This is a genomic window from Wenzhouxiangella sp. YN9 (genome assembly GCF_056324165.1).
The window spans coordinates 267,717-286,433 of the sequence record NZ_JBJNIP010000100.1; the positions used below are offsets into that span (position 1 = coordinate 267,717).

Below are 18,717 nucleotides of genomic sequence, written 5' to 3' on the forward strand. Positions count from 1 at the left end.
GAGTTTGCCCTGGCGCACCGGGCGGTGCAGAATCGAACCTCAGGACCTGCTCGACATCTCGCAAATGACCTTGCGGGCGCAAGTGCCATCATTATAGCGAACCGTTCTCAGGGAGAAGACCCCGTCCGGAGCCGCGCAACCCATTCCCTTCAGTGGCCGGGTTAGTATCGATGGAGCAGGAATCCATGATTCAATCGGGAGGTGGTTGAAAATGAACAGACCAGAACACGAAGACCAGACCGCGCCGCCGGAGAGTGACCCGGGCAGCAAGCCGGCCAGCGCGGGGCCTGAATCAGGCGGCTCCGACGCTGCAAACACCTACATCGACCATGTGCGCAAAGTGATCATGCAGCCCGATGAGTACTTTCATCGCGACAACGGCGCCTCGCTCGGACTGGGGTTGATCAATCTTGGCGTCTTTCTGGGCATCACCTTTGTCTACATCTTCATGGCGCAGGTCACCCGTTTCAGCAGCTGGACGTTCAAGTTCGGCCACATCACTTCCGGCCTGCGGTCGGTGCTGGCCATCGGCATACCACTGGTGGTCGCGACTTACGCCCTGCGCTGGCTCGCCGGCCGCAACGACAGCCCGGCCCGAAGCACGGGCTTCTTTGCTGAAAAAGTGGGCGCTATCCTGATCCTTCCCAGCCTGTTGCTGGCCGCCGCCCTGATACTGAGGATTGTCGACTTCAACCTGTACTCGTGGTTCCGCAACGTCGAGATGACCATGGTCTACGTCGGCATTTTCCTCCTGTGCTATCTCCATACGACAAGGAACCGGATCGCTACGGCCGCCGTATTCACAATCGGCTTCTACTTTGCCTACCGGCTGGTGCTGCTACTGCTGTGATGCCGTAGCGCAAGCATGAGTCCACGCACGGCAGCATTGCACACCCGCCGCTGGTTCTGGCCGGTGACAATCGTCGCGGCCATTGCCCTGGTGGCGCTGGCCGGCCCGTTCTGGAGTTTTGTGCGGGCACGACCGCCGGTCTGGAACGCGCTGCTGGGAGGTTCAGTTGCAGCGCTCGCCACCGCCCTGGGTACCGTGCCGGCGCTGTTTTCAAAGACCCTGTCGGAACGGTTGCAGGACACCCTGCTGGGCTTTGGCGCCGGAGTCATGCTGGCCGCCAGCTCGTTCTCGCTGATTCTGCCCGGCCTGGAGGCGGCACAGCAGCAGGGCCTGTGGGGCGGCGGACCGTGGGCGGCCGGATCGGTGATCGGTGCCTCGATCCTGCTGGGAGCGGCGGCGCTGATGCTGCTCGACCAGCTTTTGCCGCACAAACACTTCATCAAGGGGCGCGAGGGTCTGGACGTGCCCGGCGCGCGCAAGCTCAGGCGCACCTGGCTGTTCGTGATCGCGATTGTGCTGCACAACCTGCCCGAAGGCCTGGCCATCGGCGTGGCCTACGCCGCACAGGACATCGCCAGCGCCCACGCGCTGGCGGCGGGCATCGCCATCCAGGACATTCCAGAAGGGCTGGTGGTGGCCGTGGCGCTGCTGGCAGCCGGCTATCGTCGCAGCATCGCGATCAGTATCGGCATGCTCTCGGGCCTGGCTGAACCGGTCATGGCGGTATTCGGCGCCGCCGTCATCGGCCTGTCCTGGGCGCTGCTGCCCTGGGGCCTGGGCCTGGCGGCCGGGGCCATGCTGTTTGTCATCAGCCACGAAATCATTCCCGAATCACACCGCAAGGGCCACGAAGCCGCCGCCACCACCGGCCTGATGATCGGATTCGTGCTGATGATGCTGCTCGATACCGCCATGGGTTGAAATCGGACCGGAGAGCCGCTCGACCATACTCACGACACGTGAGCCTGACATATTGATATTGAACGACAGGCGGCGTTGTGCATCCCGCCAGACGGCGTTACCGAAACTTGCTGTCGGGATGCACAGCGCAGCTGAATGCAACCTGGTTTGATGCCGGGTTAATAGCTTCGTACGGTCCAGATCTCGGTCTGCGGCCCGGTCATCCAGCGAAAGGTGCCATCCTTGTCCACCCAGCCATCTTCCTCCCGCCCCATGCTGAGGGTCTGGCCTTGCCACTCGGGAATTTCTCCCGTGACTGAAAACTCAATGGACCAGAACTCTGTGGGCCGCACCGGTTCCCGAGGGTGATTCCCATACCGCTCGGGCCAATCAGCGATCGCCCAAGCACCAGCGTCGTGTACCCAGTTGCCTTGAGAGTGAGAATAAACAAGATTGGTGATCCCCGCTTCCCGCCCTCGAGCCTCGGCCCTGGCCTTCACATCCCGCCCCTCCACACCGGGCTTCAACTCCGCGGCGATAATTTCGGCCATCTGCGCTGACTGCGCGAAAAGAGCCTGCAGCCCTGCCGGGGGCTCGGTTTCACCAGGTCGGAGCACGTAAACCTGTTTTTGCTGATCGGTACCAATCCCCATGAGCTGAATACCGAAATCGGTGTGCAGCATGTCACCCGGCTGGATAACCACTGCCTGATGCTCACTCAAGCCCCCTTCCACCCCCTGTCTGTGGATCGTCACCGAAGTTGCGAAGTTCAGGCTCAGCTGCTGCTTCTGTACCTGATCGTTGAGCCAGAACATTACATCTTCGTTGGTAGTGACGCCGGGAGTGATGACCTCGTTGGAAAACGCGCGGCGGAGAAGATTCCAGGTAATCCAGCTGGCTTCGATGCTGATTTCCAGCTCGGCCGGTGTTCGATGAGAGATATAGTCAATCGCCAGCGGCTCGGCGGAGACAAACCGCGCTTCGTACTCCGACCCCAATGCATCCACCAGGTACTTATACCCCTCCAACGAGAGCCCGTCGGCCATGGTGATGGTTCGGGAGCGATTGATCGCAATAGTCTCGGGCGCCCGACTCTTGACATACTCCCGGAGGTGGGGGGCCAGTCCCTCCTGCCCGTAACCGTGACCCGATTCCGTGACATCAGGAAAAAAGGGCAATACATGACCGCGCACATGGGTGCCCAGCACAGTCCTTTCCAGGGGTTCTCCGGTGCCCGGATCGTAGAAGATATAGGCGTTTCGGTGGCCCGAAGCGGTATTGATATAGTCACCGAAAAGCTGAATCAGGGGGTCCGGGTCATTCTCCCTGGTATAGATAATCCACATATCCACACCGTGCTTCTGCATGAGGGGCTGCAACGTCGTCTCCAGCTTTTCCAGCTTGACAGCCAGCTCACGCTGCGTGCGCTCCTGGGCCAGCTGAGCCTCAACGGCCTGAGGAACCATAAGTGCGAGGCCAACCAGCAATACGCCAAAGCGCAGCGCCTTGCATGCCAACAGTCTCGAGCGCCACGCGCCGCGGGCTTCTACCAAGCCCCCGGCAACCGGACGCCATCTGAACAATCTCTGCATTCGGAACTACTCCACATGACTCACCAGGGCCGGTCTGGCCAGATTGCTGCAGGTAAACAACAAGGTCAGCCCGACGACCAAGGTAGCTGCCAAGTCAGCCACCAGTACTCTCTCAGCGTATCAACAGAACCCGCTGATTGATCGGATAAAGCCACTCGACACCACGCTCAGTGACGATTGCGTCGTCTTCCAGAGGAATCCGCAGCTTTTTTCCACCCCATTCAGGAATGGCGGTGTAGGCAAACAGTTCGATTGCGAACAAGGTGTTGGGCTGAATCGTATAGGTCATGCGCTCGGGGTTGAACCAAGCGATGGACGGACCGATACCATGTCCGAGATTGCCGACTGAGTGACAACCGATGATCACATCGATATCAGCAGGGTCATCTGTTGGCGAGTTGGCCTTAGCCATTACCGAAAACCCGGCGTTGTTGATCTCGTTGTTGACCAGGTCAAAAATTTCCCCAGCTGTCTTGCCCACGTGAATGTTGCGCCTGATCACCTCACGAACCCGACGCCCATTATCGAATGCCTTCTGGTAACTTTCAGGCAATCTGGTTTCGCCATCCTTGAGCACGTAGGCGTGGCGTTTCATGTCGGTATAGAAGTTCAGATAGCCGACGCCGAAATCCAGCGACAGGAAGTCTCCGGGCTGGATGATCCGACCAGTCGAGGTCGCTTCAATCCCATCCGGACCGGTTATGTATACAGACGGCATGCCGAATGAAGTACCGAGATTTTGCGCGAATTGCTGCTCGCGGATCCACCAGGCCACCTCCTCCAACGTGGTTTTTCCGGCGGTGATCACCTCGTTGGACAAAGCACGCTCGGCAATCACGCGCGACATTTCACCAGCAGTAGCGAAGCCAGCGATCTCGGTAGCAACGCGACGCGAGCGAAAATCCGAAGCGAGCTTCTGTGCCGACACAAAACGGGCTGCATACTTGTCACCCAACTCTCTGGTCAGTTTCGCCTTCGCCGTAGTGGTCAAACCGTCAGCACCCCCGATGTGTTCGGCAAAATTCAGAGCAATGGTCTGGGGGTCACGCTCGGAGACAAATTTCTTGAGGTCGAAATCAGAACTGTAGATGTCATAAGCACCATTTTCCTCAACCAGATAGGTGCCAATGCCCAAAGCGGCCCGTTCGATCCGATCGCCACCCCGATCGGTAAAAATATAGTATCCCCAGTCACCCGTGTAACCACGACCGAAGTCTTCCGTCAGAGGATCCTCATAACCCTCACGGTTAACTGTTATCCACATATCAACGTCATTTTCACGCATGACCTCTGGCAGCACCAGGTCAAACTTGTCCTGACGAATCTGATTCATGCGCTCCCAGCGTAACTGAGCTTCACCCTTGATTCTGGTATCTGCCATTGCTGCGCTGGTTAGCAGAAGAATGGAAAGTGCAGCTATCAAGATTCTCATGGACATGCTCCTGGATTTTCAGATAAATATGTTGACTACTAGAGGCAGCAGGTGAGCGCAGCAACGCAAAAACGGCCTGCCGAGCCGGCGCTCAAGGTGAGGGTGCCGAATCTCCGGAGCCCAAGGTCACGCCCAGCAGTGCTACGCTTTTTGCAGATCTGAGCATGGTCTCGATATCAGCCCACTCATCTGCAAATCCGCGACGCCCGCCGCGCTCGCCGCCCAGACCGATCGCCGGCGTTCCGGCCGCGATGGCAACATTGAGGTTGGCTGAGCCGGCATCCGTGTACTCGGGCGACACCCCGATCCGCATGGAAACGGCCTTCGACCACCTCACGAGGTCACTTTCGAGCGCTCCCGGAATTTGCCCACCGGGTACCTTGTTGACCGGCTCCAGCCTGAACCGGGTCTCGGTCTGTTGAGCAACGTCATCCAGAATCTCATCGACGGCGTCTTCAATTTCCGAAATTATCGCCGCGTCAAGCGAGCGTATATCCAGTGAGAACCAGCCTTCTGGGGGTTTGTGATTAAACACCGCGCCGCTTTGCAACATGGCAATATTGATGCGGGTCATGCGATCATCATGGCGCGCCGGTTGTGGCAGTCCGAGGATTCGGTCCACTGCACGTGAAATACCCAGATTGACGTTCGGCAAGCCCCCTCTGAGCGTATGCCCGGGCGGGCCGGTAGCGATGACCCTCCACCAGTGAATTCCAAGCGCGCCGTACGCTATGCTGCGCCCGTCGCCGAGAATGTCGACGAATGCTTCGGCCCGTCCTTTGTACTCATCGTAGAGCTCACGCATGCCGACCATTCCGGTTTCTTCCTGCGCAACGGCGGCGAAGATCAGATCATGTTCCGGCTCTACGCCGGAACTGATCAGAGCACGTGCCGCCGTCAGCATCGCTACGGTGGTCGAGGAGGTGTTGGTTCCCGGCCCTACGACCCGATTGCCCTCCACTGCCGGCGGTCTACCCCGTTCACGTTGATGCTCTGCTACTGTCTTGAGATCATCCAAGGTTGAAACAAATACGATGGCTTTGCCGGAGCGTCCTGCTATCCTGCCGACGGCATTGGGCGCATCAGTCACACGCACGTCAGAGAGACCGATCTCGCGCATTGCAGCAGCCACGCGCGTGGCTCTTTCCAGCTCTTTCCCCGATGGCGACTCGATGCCGCCGATATCAATCAACAAGCCCACCGCTTGGTCACGCCAATCGACGACGGCGTTCAACACTTCCTTGCTGACCGGCTCATCGAGCACGGTCTTTTCGGCAGCGCCAAGCGGCAGCGCCGCAAGCAGCATACCCATCAACGCAGTGAACAGTAAACTCTTGACAGTAGCACTCATTGTTGCATTCTCACATTGTTTTCTTGGTGGAAACTACCTTGTATTGTTCAGCCGAGGAATCAGCAACAATTCTGTTTGCCTGTCGTCGATGTAATAGAAGTCCTCCCCGGTGAAAAACCCATCCACTTCCAGCATGAAGCGAACCTCCTGGTTTCCCCACTCCGGCACAGGTTCGATTGCGTTCAGCTCGATGGAATGCGCGGTATTTGCACGCAGCGGATAGTCACCGGTCCCCGGCGAGCCATTTTGCTGCTCCCAGGAGCCGATCGCAGGCCCGGCACCGTGGCCGTGGTAACCGATCGGATGCGTATAGATCGTGGGATCAAGGCCGTTATCGATCGCTTCCTTGCGTGCTGCAAAAAGAATTTCGTTACCGCTGCGACCTTCTTTGAAGTTGTTTATCAGCGCGTCTTGTACCTTGTTTGCCGCGTAAAGCCCCTCGCGCAGGCCCTTGGGTGCTTCGCTTTCACGCGGCTTGAGAACGTAGGCCATCTGTTGGGTGTCCGTCTTGAGCCCCATATAACTCATGCAGAAATCAACGTGCAGCAGGTCACCTGGCTGGATCACGTTGGTGTTGTCAAAAACCATTTCTCCGATCTTGAATGTTGACTTTCCTTGGCGCTGAATACTCACGCTGGGCTGGCACCATGGCTGAACCTTCAGATCTGCCAATGTCTCTCGATACCACCAGACCACATCGTCCGTGCTAGTGACCCCGGGCGTGATCACTTCTTCTGACAGACCCCGCTCAACGATGCGATGCGCTACGCGCATGATGCTTTGATAGGTGTTCATCTCAGCGGCTATGCGTGTCTCCAGCCACCCGATGGCCAGCGCATCATGAGAGACCAGCCGCCTGGAATACTCAGCTCCGAGGGCGGATTGCAATTGACGATACTGGCTGACCGACAGGCCGTCAGCGAGAGCAAATGTCTCGGAGACATTGATGGCTATCTGATCCGGGTTTCGCTCACGCACAATCTCGCCGACGCGCGCCCACTGATCCGGCTGCGCATCCGGATCCCAGGCCGATGGGAATATATTGCCTACGGGATATCTTGCGATCGCCATCCGCTCGACCCCGCCGCTCTCGCCACGATCATGAAAGATCAGCACCATCCGCCTGCGTGCCGACATCCAGGTCGCCGGCAACATGGTCTCGAGAACCGGATCCTCATTATATTCACGGGCGATGATGATCCACATATCCACGCCGTTTTCACGCATCAGTTCAGGTACCAGTTGGTCCAGTCTCTGTTCCAGCCACCGGTTCTGAACCTCCGCACGATCCCGCAGATCGGGCAGCCCGGGCATGGATGAGTTTGCAGCGTATCCACCGCTGCAAGCCAACGCCATGCCGATGCAGAGCAATACCAGTTCAATACGAAATCTCATAATCTTCATCTCTTGTTGTAATGATGCTTACTCAACGGGGCTGTCCTGAAGCCTGGCGTGCTAGCTCATTGGATCATCGATACTCGATGGCGGCTCGGAAAACCAGCGGGGCCCCTGCTCCGTTATATACAGGCAATCCTCGAGCCGCACTCCATATCGACCGGGAATATAGAGCCCCGGCTCGTTTGACAGACACATATTCGGCTGCAATGGAGTTCTCTCGTTGCGAACAAAGTTGATCGGCTCATGGATGTCAAGACCAATGCCATGACCTGTTCTATGAGAAAGTCCTGGAAGCTTGTAACCGGGGCCATAACCAAGTTCTTCGTAATATTCGCGCACCGCGTCATCCACGACCCCTGCCGGGGTCCCGGCCTGCGCTGCCTCGAAAGCTATCTGCTGGCCTCGGTGCACATGGTTCCATAACTTTCTCTGCGCCGCGTCAGGCTCACCGAAAACGAATGTGCGGGATATATCGGAATGATATCCGCCTACCGTACAACCAAAGTCCATCAAGACGACTGAGCCATCGTCGATCTGCTCGGGCACCTTGGAACCATGCGGCAGGGCGCTGCCTTTACCGATCTGCGCGCCACCGCCGGGTTGGTCACTGCCAAGAGCTGTCTGCGCCTGATACATCAACCGAATGATGTCTTCGCGCGTCATACCGCGTTCAACCAGCGGATATACGGCCTGATAAGCGCGAATGGTTATGTCGCTGGCGAGTTTCATGAGCGCAATTTCCGCGCTGGACTTGATCATACGGCAGGCATTGACCTCGTCACGGGCCGATGTCAGCGTCGCATCGGGAGCACTTGCGGCCAATCGATGAGCGACGAAATAACGAACGGACTCATCAAGGGCGATATCACTATCCGAAAGCGACTGCTTTTTCAGCCAGTCAGACAGCAGCCTGAATGGGTCCTGGTCCTCTTCCCAGGTAATGATTTGTGCTGATCCGGGTAGCATCTCCTTGAGCCGGCTTTCCTCGAAAGACGGAGTAATGAACGTCATTTCGCCTTCAGCCGGAATGATCGCCGCTGTCAGCCTCTCGCTGATCCACCATTTGACGCCGGTAAAGTATTCCAGCGTGCTGCCTGGTTCAATCAACGCCATGCCATGGCCTTGTTTGCGCAGCAGCGCACGCAGTTTTCTTCGCCGTGCTTTTCGTTCAGCGCCGCTGATGAAAGTGGCGCCATCGGTCATCGGCTTGAGCCCTTCCAGGCCCGACTTTGGCGGGCTGGACTCTGCTGCCCTCAGCGCTCCCCAACCGGCTACGCCGCTACCCAGCAGCGTCAGAACAGCGCTGGATTTAAGAAATCTTCGTCGTGATTCAGCAGTCATTGGACTGTACCGCCGCCCAGGGTTCGAATGACGTAATCCCAATAGTCCATTTCCCGATAAAAGGACTCAACCGGGATCCTTTCATTAGGAGCATGGGCACGGCTGTCATCCGGTCGAACCAGAGCCAGACTGCCAGCGCCATATGTCGGTATTCCTGCCACTCGATACTCTCGGCCCTCGGTGCCGCCGGAAGACATGACTGGCTGCAGCGTCATTCCCGGGTAATTCACCTCTACGCCTTGCTGGAGAACTTCCAGCACATCTGCCCGAATGGGAGACGCTGGGCTCTCGACCGTTTCACCAAGCTCGGTGATCCTGACCTCTGGGTTATCGATTGCTCGAGCGAGCTCCGAACGCACGTGATCGAGGCCACCGGTGTCGGGCAAGATTCGGCAATTGACCGTTGCTTGAGCGTCTTGAGGGAGCGCATTTTCCGCATGCCCTGCCTCCAACATGGTCGCAACGCAGGTTGTCCACAACATGTTGGAAAACTGCGGATAGCGCTTCATGGTTTCGATTGCGCCCTTGTCGGCCGGGTCCTGCAGCAGTGCGTCAAGTGCACGCTCGACCTCGCCCCCCTCGCGCTTTGCCGTTGCCTTGGCCATGGAGCGAGTGATCTCGTTGAACTGCACAGGGAACTGCAGCGTCTCAACTGCGAGCAGAGCACGCGCAAGGTCATAGATAGCATTCTCGGGCTTGGGCGCTGAACTATGTCCACCCGGGTTCGTTGTTGACAAGGAGAAAGTTGCGTATGCCTTCTCTGCGGTTTGCATGGTAAACGCCAGGGGTTCTCCATCGGCGGATATACTGCCCCCGCCGGCATCGGAGTTGAGCGCAAAATCAGCACTCTTGACCACGGGGTTTTCGAGAATCTTGCGGGTTGTCAACATCCCGGTTTCTTCGTCACCTGAGAACGCCAGCACCAGCTCACGTTCGGGCTCGAATCCGGATTGCTTGAGATTGATAAACGTTGACACAAGCAAAGCTACGCCGAACTTGTTGTCTTGCGCTCCGCGACCGTAGAGATAGCCATCGATCATCTCCGGGCTATAGGGAGAGGTGTCCCAGTTCTTTGGCAAGGCGTCAACAACGTCCATATGCGCCATGAAAACAACGGGATCAAGCTCGGGCGACTCTGACAAAGCTCGATAGCGGACAATCAAACCACTGACATCCTCTCCATCGATGTTCAGAGGAACTTCGATGATGTCCTCCTCCGGAAAACCCGCCTCACGCAATATGGACGTCAGGTGATCTACCAGGGCAGGAAGTTGGCCGTACCCCTTGGCAGTGCGATAGGGAATCATATCTTTAAGTAAAGATAACGCTTCATCCTTTTTCTGCTTGCTGACTTGACTGAAACCTGCCGTCGGCAGTGCCAATGCAAGTGAAACGAGAGCAACAAGGGTCAGAAGCCGGCTTGTAGCACGACAAGACAATCGCATGACGGGTCCTCCAAAGCTTGATGATTAAAGCAAGGGAGCGGAGTGCATGAACACTCCGCTCCCTCACCGTTACCGCTACTTACGGTTGATAGGTGATACCGAAGAACACGGTTCGGCCCACGGCATCATAGAACTGCGGATACGTATTGCCGTTACCGCCATCCTCGATAGCCGCCGTCGTAGTCAACGGTGGATCACGGTCCAGCAGATTGTTCACACCAAGGACAAGCGAAACCTGGTCCGAGAAGTAGTAGTTCGCGGAAAGATCAAAGTAGTTCCTGGAACCCAGGGACTTGTTGACTTCAGCGTAGCTACCTTCCAGTGCAGGTTGCGAACTGGTCTGGGCAATATCCACAGAACTCGTATGGCGCCATGTGAGAAACACCGACAGATCAACTGGCGTTGTCCATCCGGCGCGGATCTTGTGCCGCCACTCGGGGCGTGGTCGGCCGCACAGACCACCATACAATCCCTTACAGTCGTAAACGTCCTCGCTGGGGGAGTTGGGCAGCGGTGTCGACTTGAACTCATCCACATAGGTGCCTACGAAGTTCAATCCGATATCACCCATATCCCCGATCCCGAAACGATAGTCGGCTGAAAGGTCCACGCCAGTGGTGTCAAGCGATCCGGTGTTGATATTGAATCGCTCGAAGTATCCGTCGTCGAACAGGAACAGCGACCCACCCTGACCGCGTTGAATCAGGCCGCAGAAGTACGGGTCGCCAGTCTCAAGGCAGTTATTCATTGCCAGATTGGGGTTGACGCTACCAACGAGGTCGCTCACCGAGATATCAAAGTAGTCGGCTGACAACGTCAAGCCCTCGAGAAAATAAGGACTGTAGACCAATCCCAGGGAATACGTGTCTGCTTTTTCCGGCTGCAGATCAGGGTTGCCTCCGACAATGGTGTTGAACTGACCAGCCGGGTTGTCCTGAATATTCCCGTACTGCGCTGGCGTGACACCGGTGCGCGCGCACTCTTCCATTGACGCATAAGGGTTTGCGCCTGAGCAGGGGTCGAAGCTACCGTTGGGCAATTCTGTCAGCTCGACCTCGAACTTGTTCTGGCTGGAAAACAGCTCGATCACGTTGGGCGCACGCACCGCTCGCTGGTAGCTCGCGCGAACTCGCAGCGAGTCCGTGGGTGACCAGTCCAGACCGAAGCCGTAGGTATCAGTAGTGAAATCAGTGCTGTAGTCCGAATAGCGATAGGCTGCCTCAAACCCGAGTGAATAGATCAAAGGCATGTCAGTCACGAGGGGCACATTGACCTCTGCAAAGAACTCCTTCACATCGACATCGCCTTCGACTGGCATCTCCGGGGTGCCAGCGTTCTGGTAGATTTCATCGGGCACATACTCGAGCGAGTTCTTGCGGTATTCAAAGCCTGCCGCAACACCGACCCCGTAATCGCTCCATGGCATCTGAACACCATAATCACCCAGGTCACCATTAGCTGACAATACGATGTTGGTGAGAGACGTATCGCCGGTAATTCCCTTGTTTTCCAGGACATACTGGGTCGCCTGCTGCGAAGCGCCGTTAGGACCAAAATAGTCCAGGGGGAAGCACGCCGGGTCGTCGTTATTCGGATTGGCATCAGCGTTGATCGAGCACACCGGCTGCCCGAAGGTGGAAGATGACGGCCGCATGTCGGTGACCACATTCAAGGCGTTACCAAGGCGCTCGAAGTTGGCATCCCCAGTGAAGCGGCTACGATATGAAACGTTCGAATACGAGCCGAAAAAGTCATACTCGAAGTTGCCGAACAACTTGCCGGTACTGCCAAGCACAAGACGGTGAGTCTGGTGGCGGAGGTCATCTTGCCGCGGACCACCCTCGAGGTTGCGGCGTCGCAACAGAATGCCTTGGGCGATATCATCGGGCCCGAGATAGTTGCCATCGGCATCATAATTGCTGCCAGTGGAAAAGCCGGCAGCCGAGCACAGGAAATCGGCCTGCTGATCACTCAGCAATGGGTTGTCACAATTGAGGCCACCTCTTCTTCCCTGAATTCCACCCGAGACCGTGCCGGGCGCAATCTGGGCTACCGAGCGGTCATCCATGAAGCTCATCTCGAAATACGGTCTGGCATATTCATTCAGTTCGAGATGCCCCATCGCACCCATCGACCGTCGTTCATCCGGGCGCTGATAGTAGTTGAAGGGCGCAAAGTTGAAGACGTGGCTGCCTTCTTCAAACCGACCATCGTTAACCCGGAACCCTGTCGGCACATCGGGAATACCCAGGGAATTGGAGAGGTTTGCCGGGTGGGCGAAGCCCGATCCGCTACATGAGAGCTGCTCACCCCTGCTACCGGTCGTGCCCAGGGCGCAGGAGGAATAGTCTCTATCACTCTGGATGATGGGATCCACTTTGCGATAACTGGCGTAGGCGGTGATATTGCCGCGCCCACCTGCAGTATTGGTGCCCATGACAACAGAGTATTCCGCACCGAAGCCATCCCATTCGGAGCCATCCGGAACCGGGTAGTTGTTGGCTCGATTCAGCTTCTGAAGCTTTGTATTACTGTTGTTATGCTGCGCCGAATTGAGGTTGGCACTGAGCTTGATGCCCTCGAAATTGTCAATCAGTTTGAAGTTGACAACCCCTGCGATGGCGTCCGAACCGTAAACGGCTGATGCGCCGCCAGTCAGCACCTCGACGGACTGAATCAGCATCGAAGGCACCTGATTCAAGTCCGACGGCACGGAAATGGGGGAGCCATACGGGAGGCGGCGGCCATTGACAAGGACCAGCGTCCGGTCGGGGGAAAGGCCACGCAAGTCAACCTGGGCGGTACCGGTAGCCTCATTGGAAGCAGCACTTCCCTGTAGCGCAGACACCTGTGGAAGCTGGTTCAGAAGATCCTCGGTCCGAATGGTGCCCCTGGTCTGGAACTCTTCTGAGGTCAAGGTAGTAACGGGACTGACGCTTTCCACGTTTGCCGAACGGATCCGGGACCCCGTTACTACAATCACGTCCATATTCTGTTCTGAAGTTTCCTCAACCCCGTCAACAGACTCCCTGGAAGCGTCGTCGACATCGGTATTTTGGGCTAAAGCTGACGAACCGAGCGCCGCGCTAATCAGCGAGGCTATCGCCAGCGTGCTGGTCCTTTTTAGTGTTTTCATTGAGCCTCCTGCTCTTTTGGATTTAGGCCGCAAAACTCCCACGACCGATTGATCAAAATGATTTGTGAGGGCCCCTCAGAGAATTGCGAATCCCCAAGACAACCCGTGTTCCTTGTAAAACTCAGTCATATCTCCAGCTCTTCAAGTCAGCTCCCTCCGGTGCGGTTTTCTCCATGCGATCCAGAATGGTCGGCAAGTAAAATGTGTTGTAGCGAAGCCGCGAAACTGCGTTCGAGTTGTTGTGGTCACCGTTCCAGCAGTGCTCAGCACGGTCGCCATAGTCGACAACGCCCTCATAGGGGGGATCTGCCTTTTCCAGAAAGTCTTCGGTCAGGTAAACAGCGTTGTTCAGGTAGTAGTTATCCATGTCGCCGACATAGATATGAATTTTTCCCTGCAGCTTCGGTCCCAGCTCTTCCCAATCGCGTTCCATGATGTAGCGCAGGTCGTAATTCTCGCGCCAGTACTCGGCAACGTCTTTATTGATCTGCCCTGTGCGCTTATCCCAGATGCGCTCCGGGTAGCCATCTTCACCATTCGGTGAAAATACAGCCTCCCACACATCCCACTGCGCACCCGAGCGGGTCTTGTCGCCAAGAACCAGCTCCCAGCGATTCTCGCCCTCCATCGTGCGCGAGATGTTGCCCAGGTAATCGCGCTGGGCAGGACGGTCAATTTTCCCGAAGGGCCCCTTGCGGTAGTAGGCGTTCTCATCCTCATAAATGTTGACTGTCATGAACTCACGGAAATCAATCGGATCAGGACAGGCCGCGAACGCTCCGTTGTATTCTTCCGGGTATTTCACCTGAACGCCGAGCGCTTCCCAGCCACCGGTTGAGCCGCCATATACAAACCGCGCCCAACCCTCACCCAGGCCGCGAAATTCCTTTTCAATAGCGGGAACAAGCTCATAGGTTATGGCGTCGCCATAAGGTCCGATGTTGGCCGAGTTGACCGCATAACTGTCGTCGTAATACGGGTTGCTGTGGTCGATTTCCACAATCAGCATGCGCGGCGCGTCTTCGGAGATCCAGAACTTGTAGAAGTCATATGCTTCTTGTTCTTCAATGTGGTTGTAGCAGTCGAGATCGAAACGCTCGCTGTATACGCATTCGGCATCAGGGTCCGGAGGGGTGGTACGAAAACCGCCGAAGTCCGCCGGGAAGTGTCCATGGAATATGGCCAGCGGGAACCGAGCCTCGGGGTGTTCATCAAATCCCCGTGGCACCAGCACGTGCGCACGCAGATAGACATCGGTACCCCAGAACTCCGAGAGCAGCTCGCTGCGAATTTTCAGGTGACGAACGAACTCGGTGTCTTCTGGCTCTTCGATTGGGGGATTGACCTCGCTGAGGTTGATCTTGATCTTGCCGTCGCTTTCGGGATCAAAGCGAACCTTGACGGGATTACTGAAAAGATTGCCTGGCTCTTTTCTCCAGTTCTGACCCGCGCCGCGTGCAGCTGGCAGCTTGACGGTTTTGCCATTAGCAAGGTTGAACGTGTCATATTTGTGCAACACCGCCTGGGCGTAATACTCACCTGCGGGCACATCACTCAAGCTGCGTGCAGGAAAACCCAGCACATCATCACCAATGCTGACCGACTGCCCTCGTTTCAAGCCGTCGATATTGATCCCGAAAACCTGCGCAGCGTCGAAGCTCCCGCTCACCTGATATCGCGGTTCTTTTTCATCATCAACCGCAAGTATCAGGATCATCCGGCCGTCATAAGCCTTCTCGTCAGCAGATTTCGGCACTTGCAGCTCGAAGTCATGAGCGTGTGACTGCACCCCTGCAAGCAGCAGGCCGCCTACCAACAACGTCTTGACCAGGATCTGATTCCACTTCATATTCGCTCTACTCCACGTTATCTGTGCACCTTGCGCGTCAACCCCGCCCCATGCACTGTTGTTTGATTGCAGGTTGTTTTTTTTACCTTTCTTCTCTCACCGGCCCCCCTGAGCACTCCGTCAATTCAGCAATGTCCCTCGCACCGTCTGTCGGAAATTCCCAGCGCATACGCAAGCGACTGGATATCAATCCCGAACGCGACCACTGCTCGCGCAGCGCCGTGACAACCTGATTTCCCTCAGCGCCCCCGACAGACCCACGCGGTGCACGTCGGGCATCGCAGAAAGCTGCCAGGTGGCTCGTTGGAATACGGCGGGCGGTAATGGGCTCACCGCGGAAGGCGGTTGGGGAATGAGGTAAAAAACGATTTCTCTGGGGGGCAAGCGGCGACTGAGGTCTCAACGAACGATATCGCCATTGGGTCATGTCGCCTGCCGTGTCGCGCGGTAGCCGAATCCTTTCGCTGGAGTGCTTCAGGGACATAACTAATCAGTTTTTAATTAATGTGATTTGCAACGTACCCTGATTAACATATTTTTGCAACTGATTATTGCAATGGATTTTGCGCATTCATCACGATCCCGCGCTGGCAGGCCAAAAGTGTGATGAACACAGATGAAAGACGAATGGAATCAGCGACTCACCGAGAATTCGGCGAACACTTCGAACGGGATTGGCGCTTTGAAAGTGCAGATGAAACGGGGGTTGTAGCTGATCGACATCGCCACCAATACGTTGCAGGCGACCCACTGAAAGCGCGCCTACGCCTGTAAAAAAGCCGATGAATCAGGCGGCCGGCAGGCTTCGATCAGATCCATGGACAGCCGTTTCACATCGACCGAGACACACCGACGACACGGGCGTCGATCTCAGAAAAGCCGCCGGAGATGGCCAGCGCCCGGGCATCTGCCTCTCGCCCGGGCGCTGATCCGGATCCAGATGGTTTCCGCTAGCGGATGAGGTAGAAGGACTCCTGGCGGCCCAGTACCCAATCCCAGCCCTCCTCGGTCAGGATGGCGTCTTCCTCCATGGAGAACATGACCCGCTGGTCACCCCACTCGGGAACGGGATGAACCACGTTGAGCTCGACCGAGTGCCAGGTATTGGCCCGGTAGGGAAGCTCGCCGCGTACGGGCACACCTTCCTGATAATCTGTCATTCCAAGAGGAGCGCCAGCACCGTGGCCATGGTAGCCAATCGAGTGCCAGTAAACGGTTGCATCGAGCCCCTCCTTTTTGGCTCGAGCCAGCGAAGCGGCCAGCGCATCGTTGCCCTTGCGGCCAACGCGAGCCTCATCCATGGTGATTTCCTGCAAGCGCATGGCAGCACGCAGGCCAGCGTTGAGCCCGGCGGGCGGTTCCACTTCACCCGGGCGCAGCACGTAGGCATTGTGCTGGGTGTCGGTGGCAAAACCCAGGTACTGAATGCCGAAATCGGTCCACAGCATGTCCCCGCGCTGGATGACCGCATCACCGCTGAAGCGCCCCTCCACGCCGCGACGCTGAATGCCGATGGAAGGATGGAACCAGCCCTCGAGGCCGTACTCGGCTACCTGCTGACGCATCCACCAGCGCACGTCATTGGCGGTGGTTACCCCGGGCACGATCACCTCATTGGAGAACGCTCGACCGATAACCGAATGCGCAACACGCATGATGTGACGGTAAGCGTCGGTTTCTTCGGGCAGACGCGCCTCCAGCCAGCCCACGGCCAGCATTTCGGCGCTGACGACGCGATCACGGTACTCATCACCCAGCGCCTCGAACAGGGCGTCACGCTGAGTGGCCGTCAGACCGTCGGCATGGTTCCAGCGCTCGGAGGTATTGATACCAATACGGCGCGGATCACGCTCTTCGATGAGCTGACGCAAGCCCTCGAACTGCTTTTCGTTATGTGTCGGCACCACGGTGTACAGCCCCTGGTAATCAAACCGACCGACAGACATTGTCTCCACGCCCTGGCCTTCGCCGCGATCGTGGAATACGAGAATGGTGCGACGCCGCGACGAGTAGGTTTCGAAGGGCGCCAATGAGCGGAAAACCGGATCATCGTTGTATTCGCGAGAAATGACGATCCACATATCAATGCCCTCGCGGCGCATGATTTTCGGGAGCACCGTTTCGAAACGCTTCTCCAGCCAGCCACGCACAAGCTTTGCCTGCTCTCGGTGAGTCAGAACGCGCTCTTCGGGAACAAAGGCCGAGGACATCGGAAGAACATCACCGGGTCGATAAGCGCCACTTCCCTCGGCGCTGTTACCTGCAATCGGCGAGACAAACAGAGCCGCAGCCAGGGCGCCTCCGCATAGCCGGGTGCAGCATTTGCGGATGCTGAAACCAAACGTCATATTGAATTTCCTTGTTGACTGGAGTTTGACGGGATCGGGGCAAGCAGAACGCGTTGCAGCGACTGAACCCCGCTCGATCATGGGCATCTACCCACTCATTTTTTCCGGATTGAGCGAAAGAGTATAGACACCCTGCCCTCGAGATTCCATAAGCACATTCATTCGGGTTTTAAAGCGGGCCTATTACTTGCAAGGGCAAAGTAACGTTCCAATCAGCAAACAAAATCAGGATCCAGGGCTAAGTAGCTCGCCTGGAGGGTCCCCTCTGTCAGGATAGTTGTCGCCTCCTCTAAAATGGTCTCTAAGAGGGGGTGGACAGGAGCTGACAGTGAAGTATTCAGAAGAACGCAGACGGGCCGTGCTGGCTAAGCTTTGCCCACCGCACAATCGCTCGGTGCGAGAGGTTGCCGCCGAGGAAGGCGTTTCGGAAGCGACCCTGTACAACTGGCGCAAGCAGGCTCGGGACCGTGGTGAGCTGTACCCCGACGCCGGCTCCGACGCCCAGGGCTGGAGCGCCCGGGACAAGTTCGCCGCCGTGATTGAAACCGCGCCGATGAACGCCTCCGAGCGCTCGGAGTACTGCCGCAAGCGCGGGCTGTATCCGGAGCAGTTGGCCGCCTGGCGCCGTGCCTGCGAACAGGCCAACGACTGGGCCGAAGAGCGCGGTGGCCAGCAGGTCAAGGCCGACCGCGAACAGCGACGCCGCACGCGCGAACTCGAGCGCGAGCTGGCGCGCAAGGAAAAGGCCCTGGCCGAGACCGCTGCCTTGCTCACCTTGTCAAAAAAAGCCCGGGCGATCTGGGGGGACGGAGAGGACGAATGATCAGCACCCCGGATCGCCATAAAGCTGTTGAGCTGATCGACGAGGCCAGAACCGCTGGCGCTCGTCTCAGGCCCGCCTGCAGGGTGTTGGGCATCACGGCCCGCACATACCAGCGTAAGCGTTCATTCCCGACCGTTACTGGTCGATCCACTGCACGTCTGATACAAGCGGCTTGCTGGCGAAGTGCTCTTTCCACAGCCTGGGCGTGAGCTGCTCGACTTTGCTGGCCGGGTGCTGACCTACGCGCTGGAG

12 protein-coding genes are annotated in these 18,717 nt (G+C 57.3%); 3 read left to right on the top strand and 9 right to left on the bottom strand.

The features are described 5' to 3' along the window. The first annotated feature begins 211 nt into the window (after positions 1 to 211). Both ACEWQ0_RS09685 and ACEWQ0_RS09690 read left to right on the top strand, forming a co-directional pair. Entirely contained in the window at positions 212 to 850 is a 639-nt protein-coding gene (locus tag ACEWQ0_RS09685; protein ID WP_476482189.1) for a hypothetical protein, read from the top strand. A gap of 15 nt (positions 851 to 865) precedes the next feature. Then, on the top strand, positions 866 to 1,771 hold the full coding sequence (locus ACEWQ0_RS09690; protein ID WP_476485216.1) for a ZIP family metal transporter: 906 nt from the start codon (positions 866 to 868) through the stop codon (positions 1,769 to 1,771). A 158-nt stretch (positions 1,772 to 1,929) separates the two neighbouring features. On the opposite strand, the gene ACEWQ0_RS09695 is transcribed toward ACEWQ0_RS09690, so the two are convergent. From ACEWQ0_RS09695 to ACEWQ0_RS09735, 9 genes are all read right to left on the bottom strand, one after another. After that, a complete protein-coding gene (locus ACEWQ0_RS09695; protein ID WP_476485217.1) occupies positions 1,930 to 3,342 on the bottom strand; it encodes a M24 family metallopeptidase in 1,413 nt (470 codons plus the stop codon). 112 nt (positions 3,343 to 3,454) lie between these two features. Then, complete coding sequence (locus ACEWQ0_RS09700) at positions 3,455 to 4,774, bottom strand: M24 family metallopeptidase (protein WP_476485218.1); 1,320 nt, start codon at positions 4,772 to 4,774, stop codon at positions 3,455 to 3,457. A 91-nt stretch (positions 4,775 to 4,865) separates the two neighbouring features. Further along, on the bottom strand, positions 4,866 to 6,125 hold the full coding sequence (locus ACEWQ0_RS09705) for a M20 family metallopeptidase (RefSeq protein WP_476482193.1): 1,260 nt from the start codon (positions 6,123 to 6,125) through the stop codon (positions 4,866 to 4,868). A gap of 33 nt (positions 6,126 to 6,158) precedes the next feature. Then, the gene (locus ACEWQ0_RS09710; RefSeq protein WP_476485219.1) at positions 6,159 to 7,520 is read right to left on the bottom strand and encodes a M24 family metallopeptidase; all 1,362 of its coding nucleotides are present in this window, start codon (positions 7,518 to 7,520) and stop codon (positions 6,159 to 6,161) included. A 60-nt stretch (positions 7,521 to 7,580) separates the two neighbouring features. Further along, the gene (locus ACEWQ0_RS09715) at positions 7,581 to 8,864 is read right to left on the bottom strand and encodes a M24 family metallopeptidase (protein ID WP_476485220.1); all 1,284 of its coding nucleotides are present in this window, start codon (positions 8,862 to 8,864) and stop codon (positions 7,581 to 7,583) included. Continuing rightward, entirely contained in the window at positions 8,861 to 10,309 is a 1,449-nt protein-coding gene (locus tag ACEWQ0_RS09720) for a M20/M25/M40 family metallo-hydrolase (protein WP_476485221.1), read from the bottom strand. The genes ACEWQ0_RS09715 and ACEWQ0_RS09720 overlap by 4 nt, the downstream gene beginning before the upstream one ends. Before the next feature lie 79 nt (positions 10,310 to 10,388). Continuing rightward, positions 10,389 to 13,445, bottom strand: coding sequence for a TonB-dependent receptor domain-containing protein (locus tag ACEWQ0_RS09725; protein WP_476482197.1), 3,057 nt, complete (start codon positions 13,443 to 13,445; stop codon positions 10,389 to 10,391). A 121-nt stretch (positions 13,446 to 13,566) separates the two neighbouring features. Continuing rightward, positions 13,567 to 15,294: an alpha/beta hydrolase-fold protein gene (locus tag ACEWQ0_RS09730; RefSeq protein WP_476485222.1), complete on the bottom strand. Its 1,728-nt coding sequence runs from the start codon at positions 15,292 to 15,294 to the stop codon at positions 13,567 to 13,569. Between the two features lie 950 nt (positions 15,295 to 16,244). After that, positions 16,245 to 17,504: a M24 family metallopeptidase gene (locus ACEWQ0_RS09735; RefSeq protein WP_476482199.1), complete on the bottom strand. Its 1,260-nt coding sequence runs from the start codon at positions 17,502 to 17,504 to the stop codon at positions 16,245 to 16,247. Between the two features lie 466 nt (positions 17,505 to 17,970). On the opposite strand from ACEWQ0_RS09735, the gene ACEWQ0_RS09740 reads away from it, so the two are divergent. Further along, positions 17,971 to 18,465, top strand: a complete 495-nt coding sequence (locus ACEWQ0_RS09740) for a transposase (RefSeq protein WP_476485223.1) — start codon at positions 17,971 to 17,973, stop codon at positions 18,463 to 18,465. Positions 18,466 to 18,717: the final 252 nt, after the last annotated feature.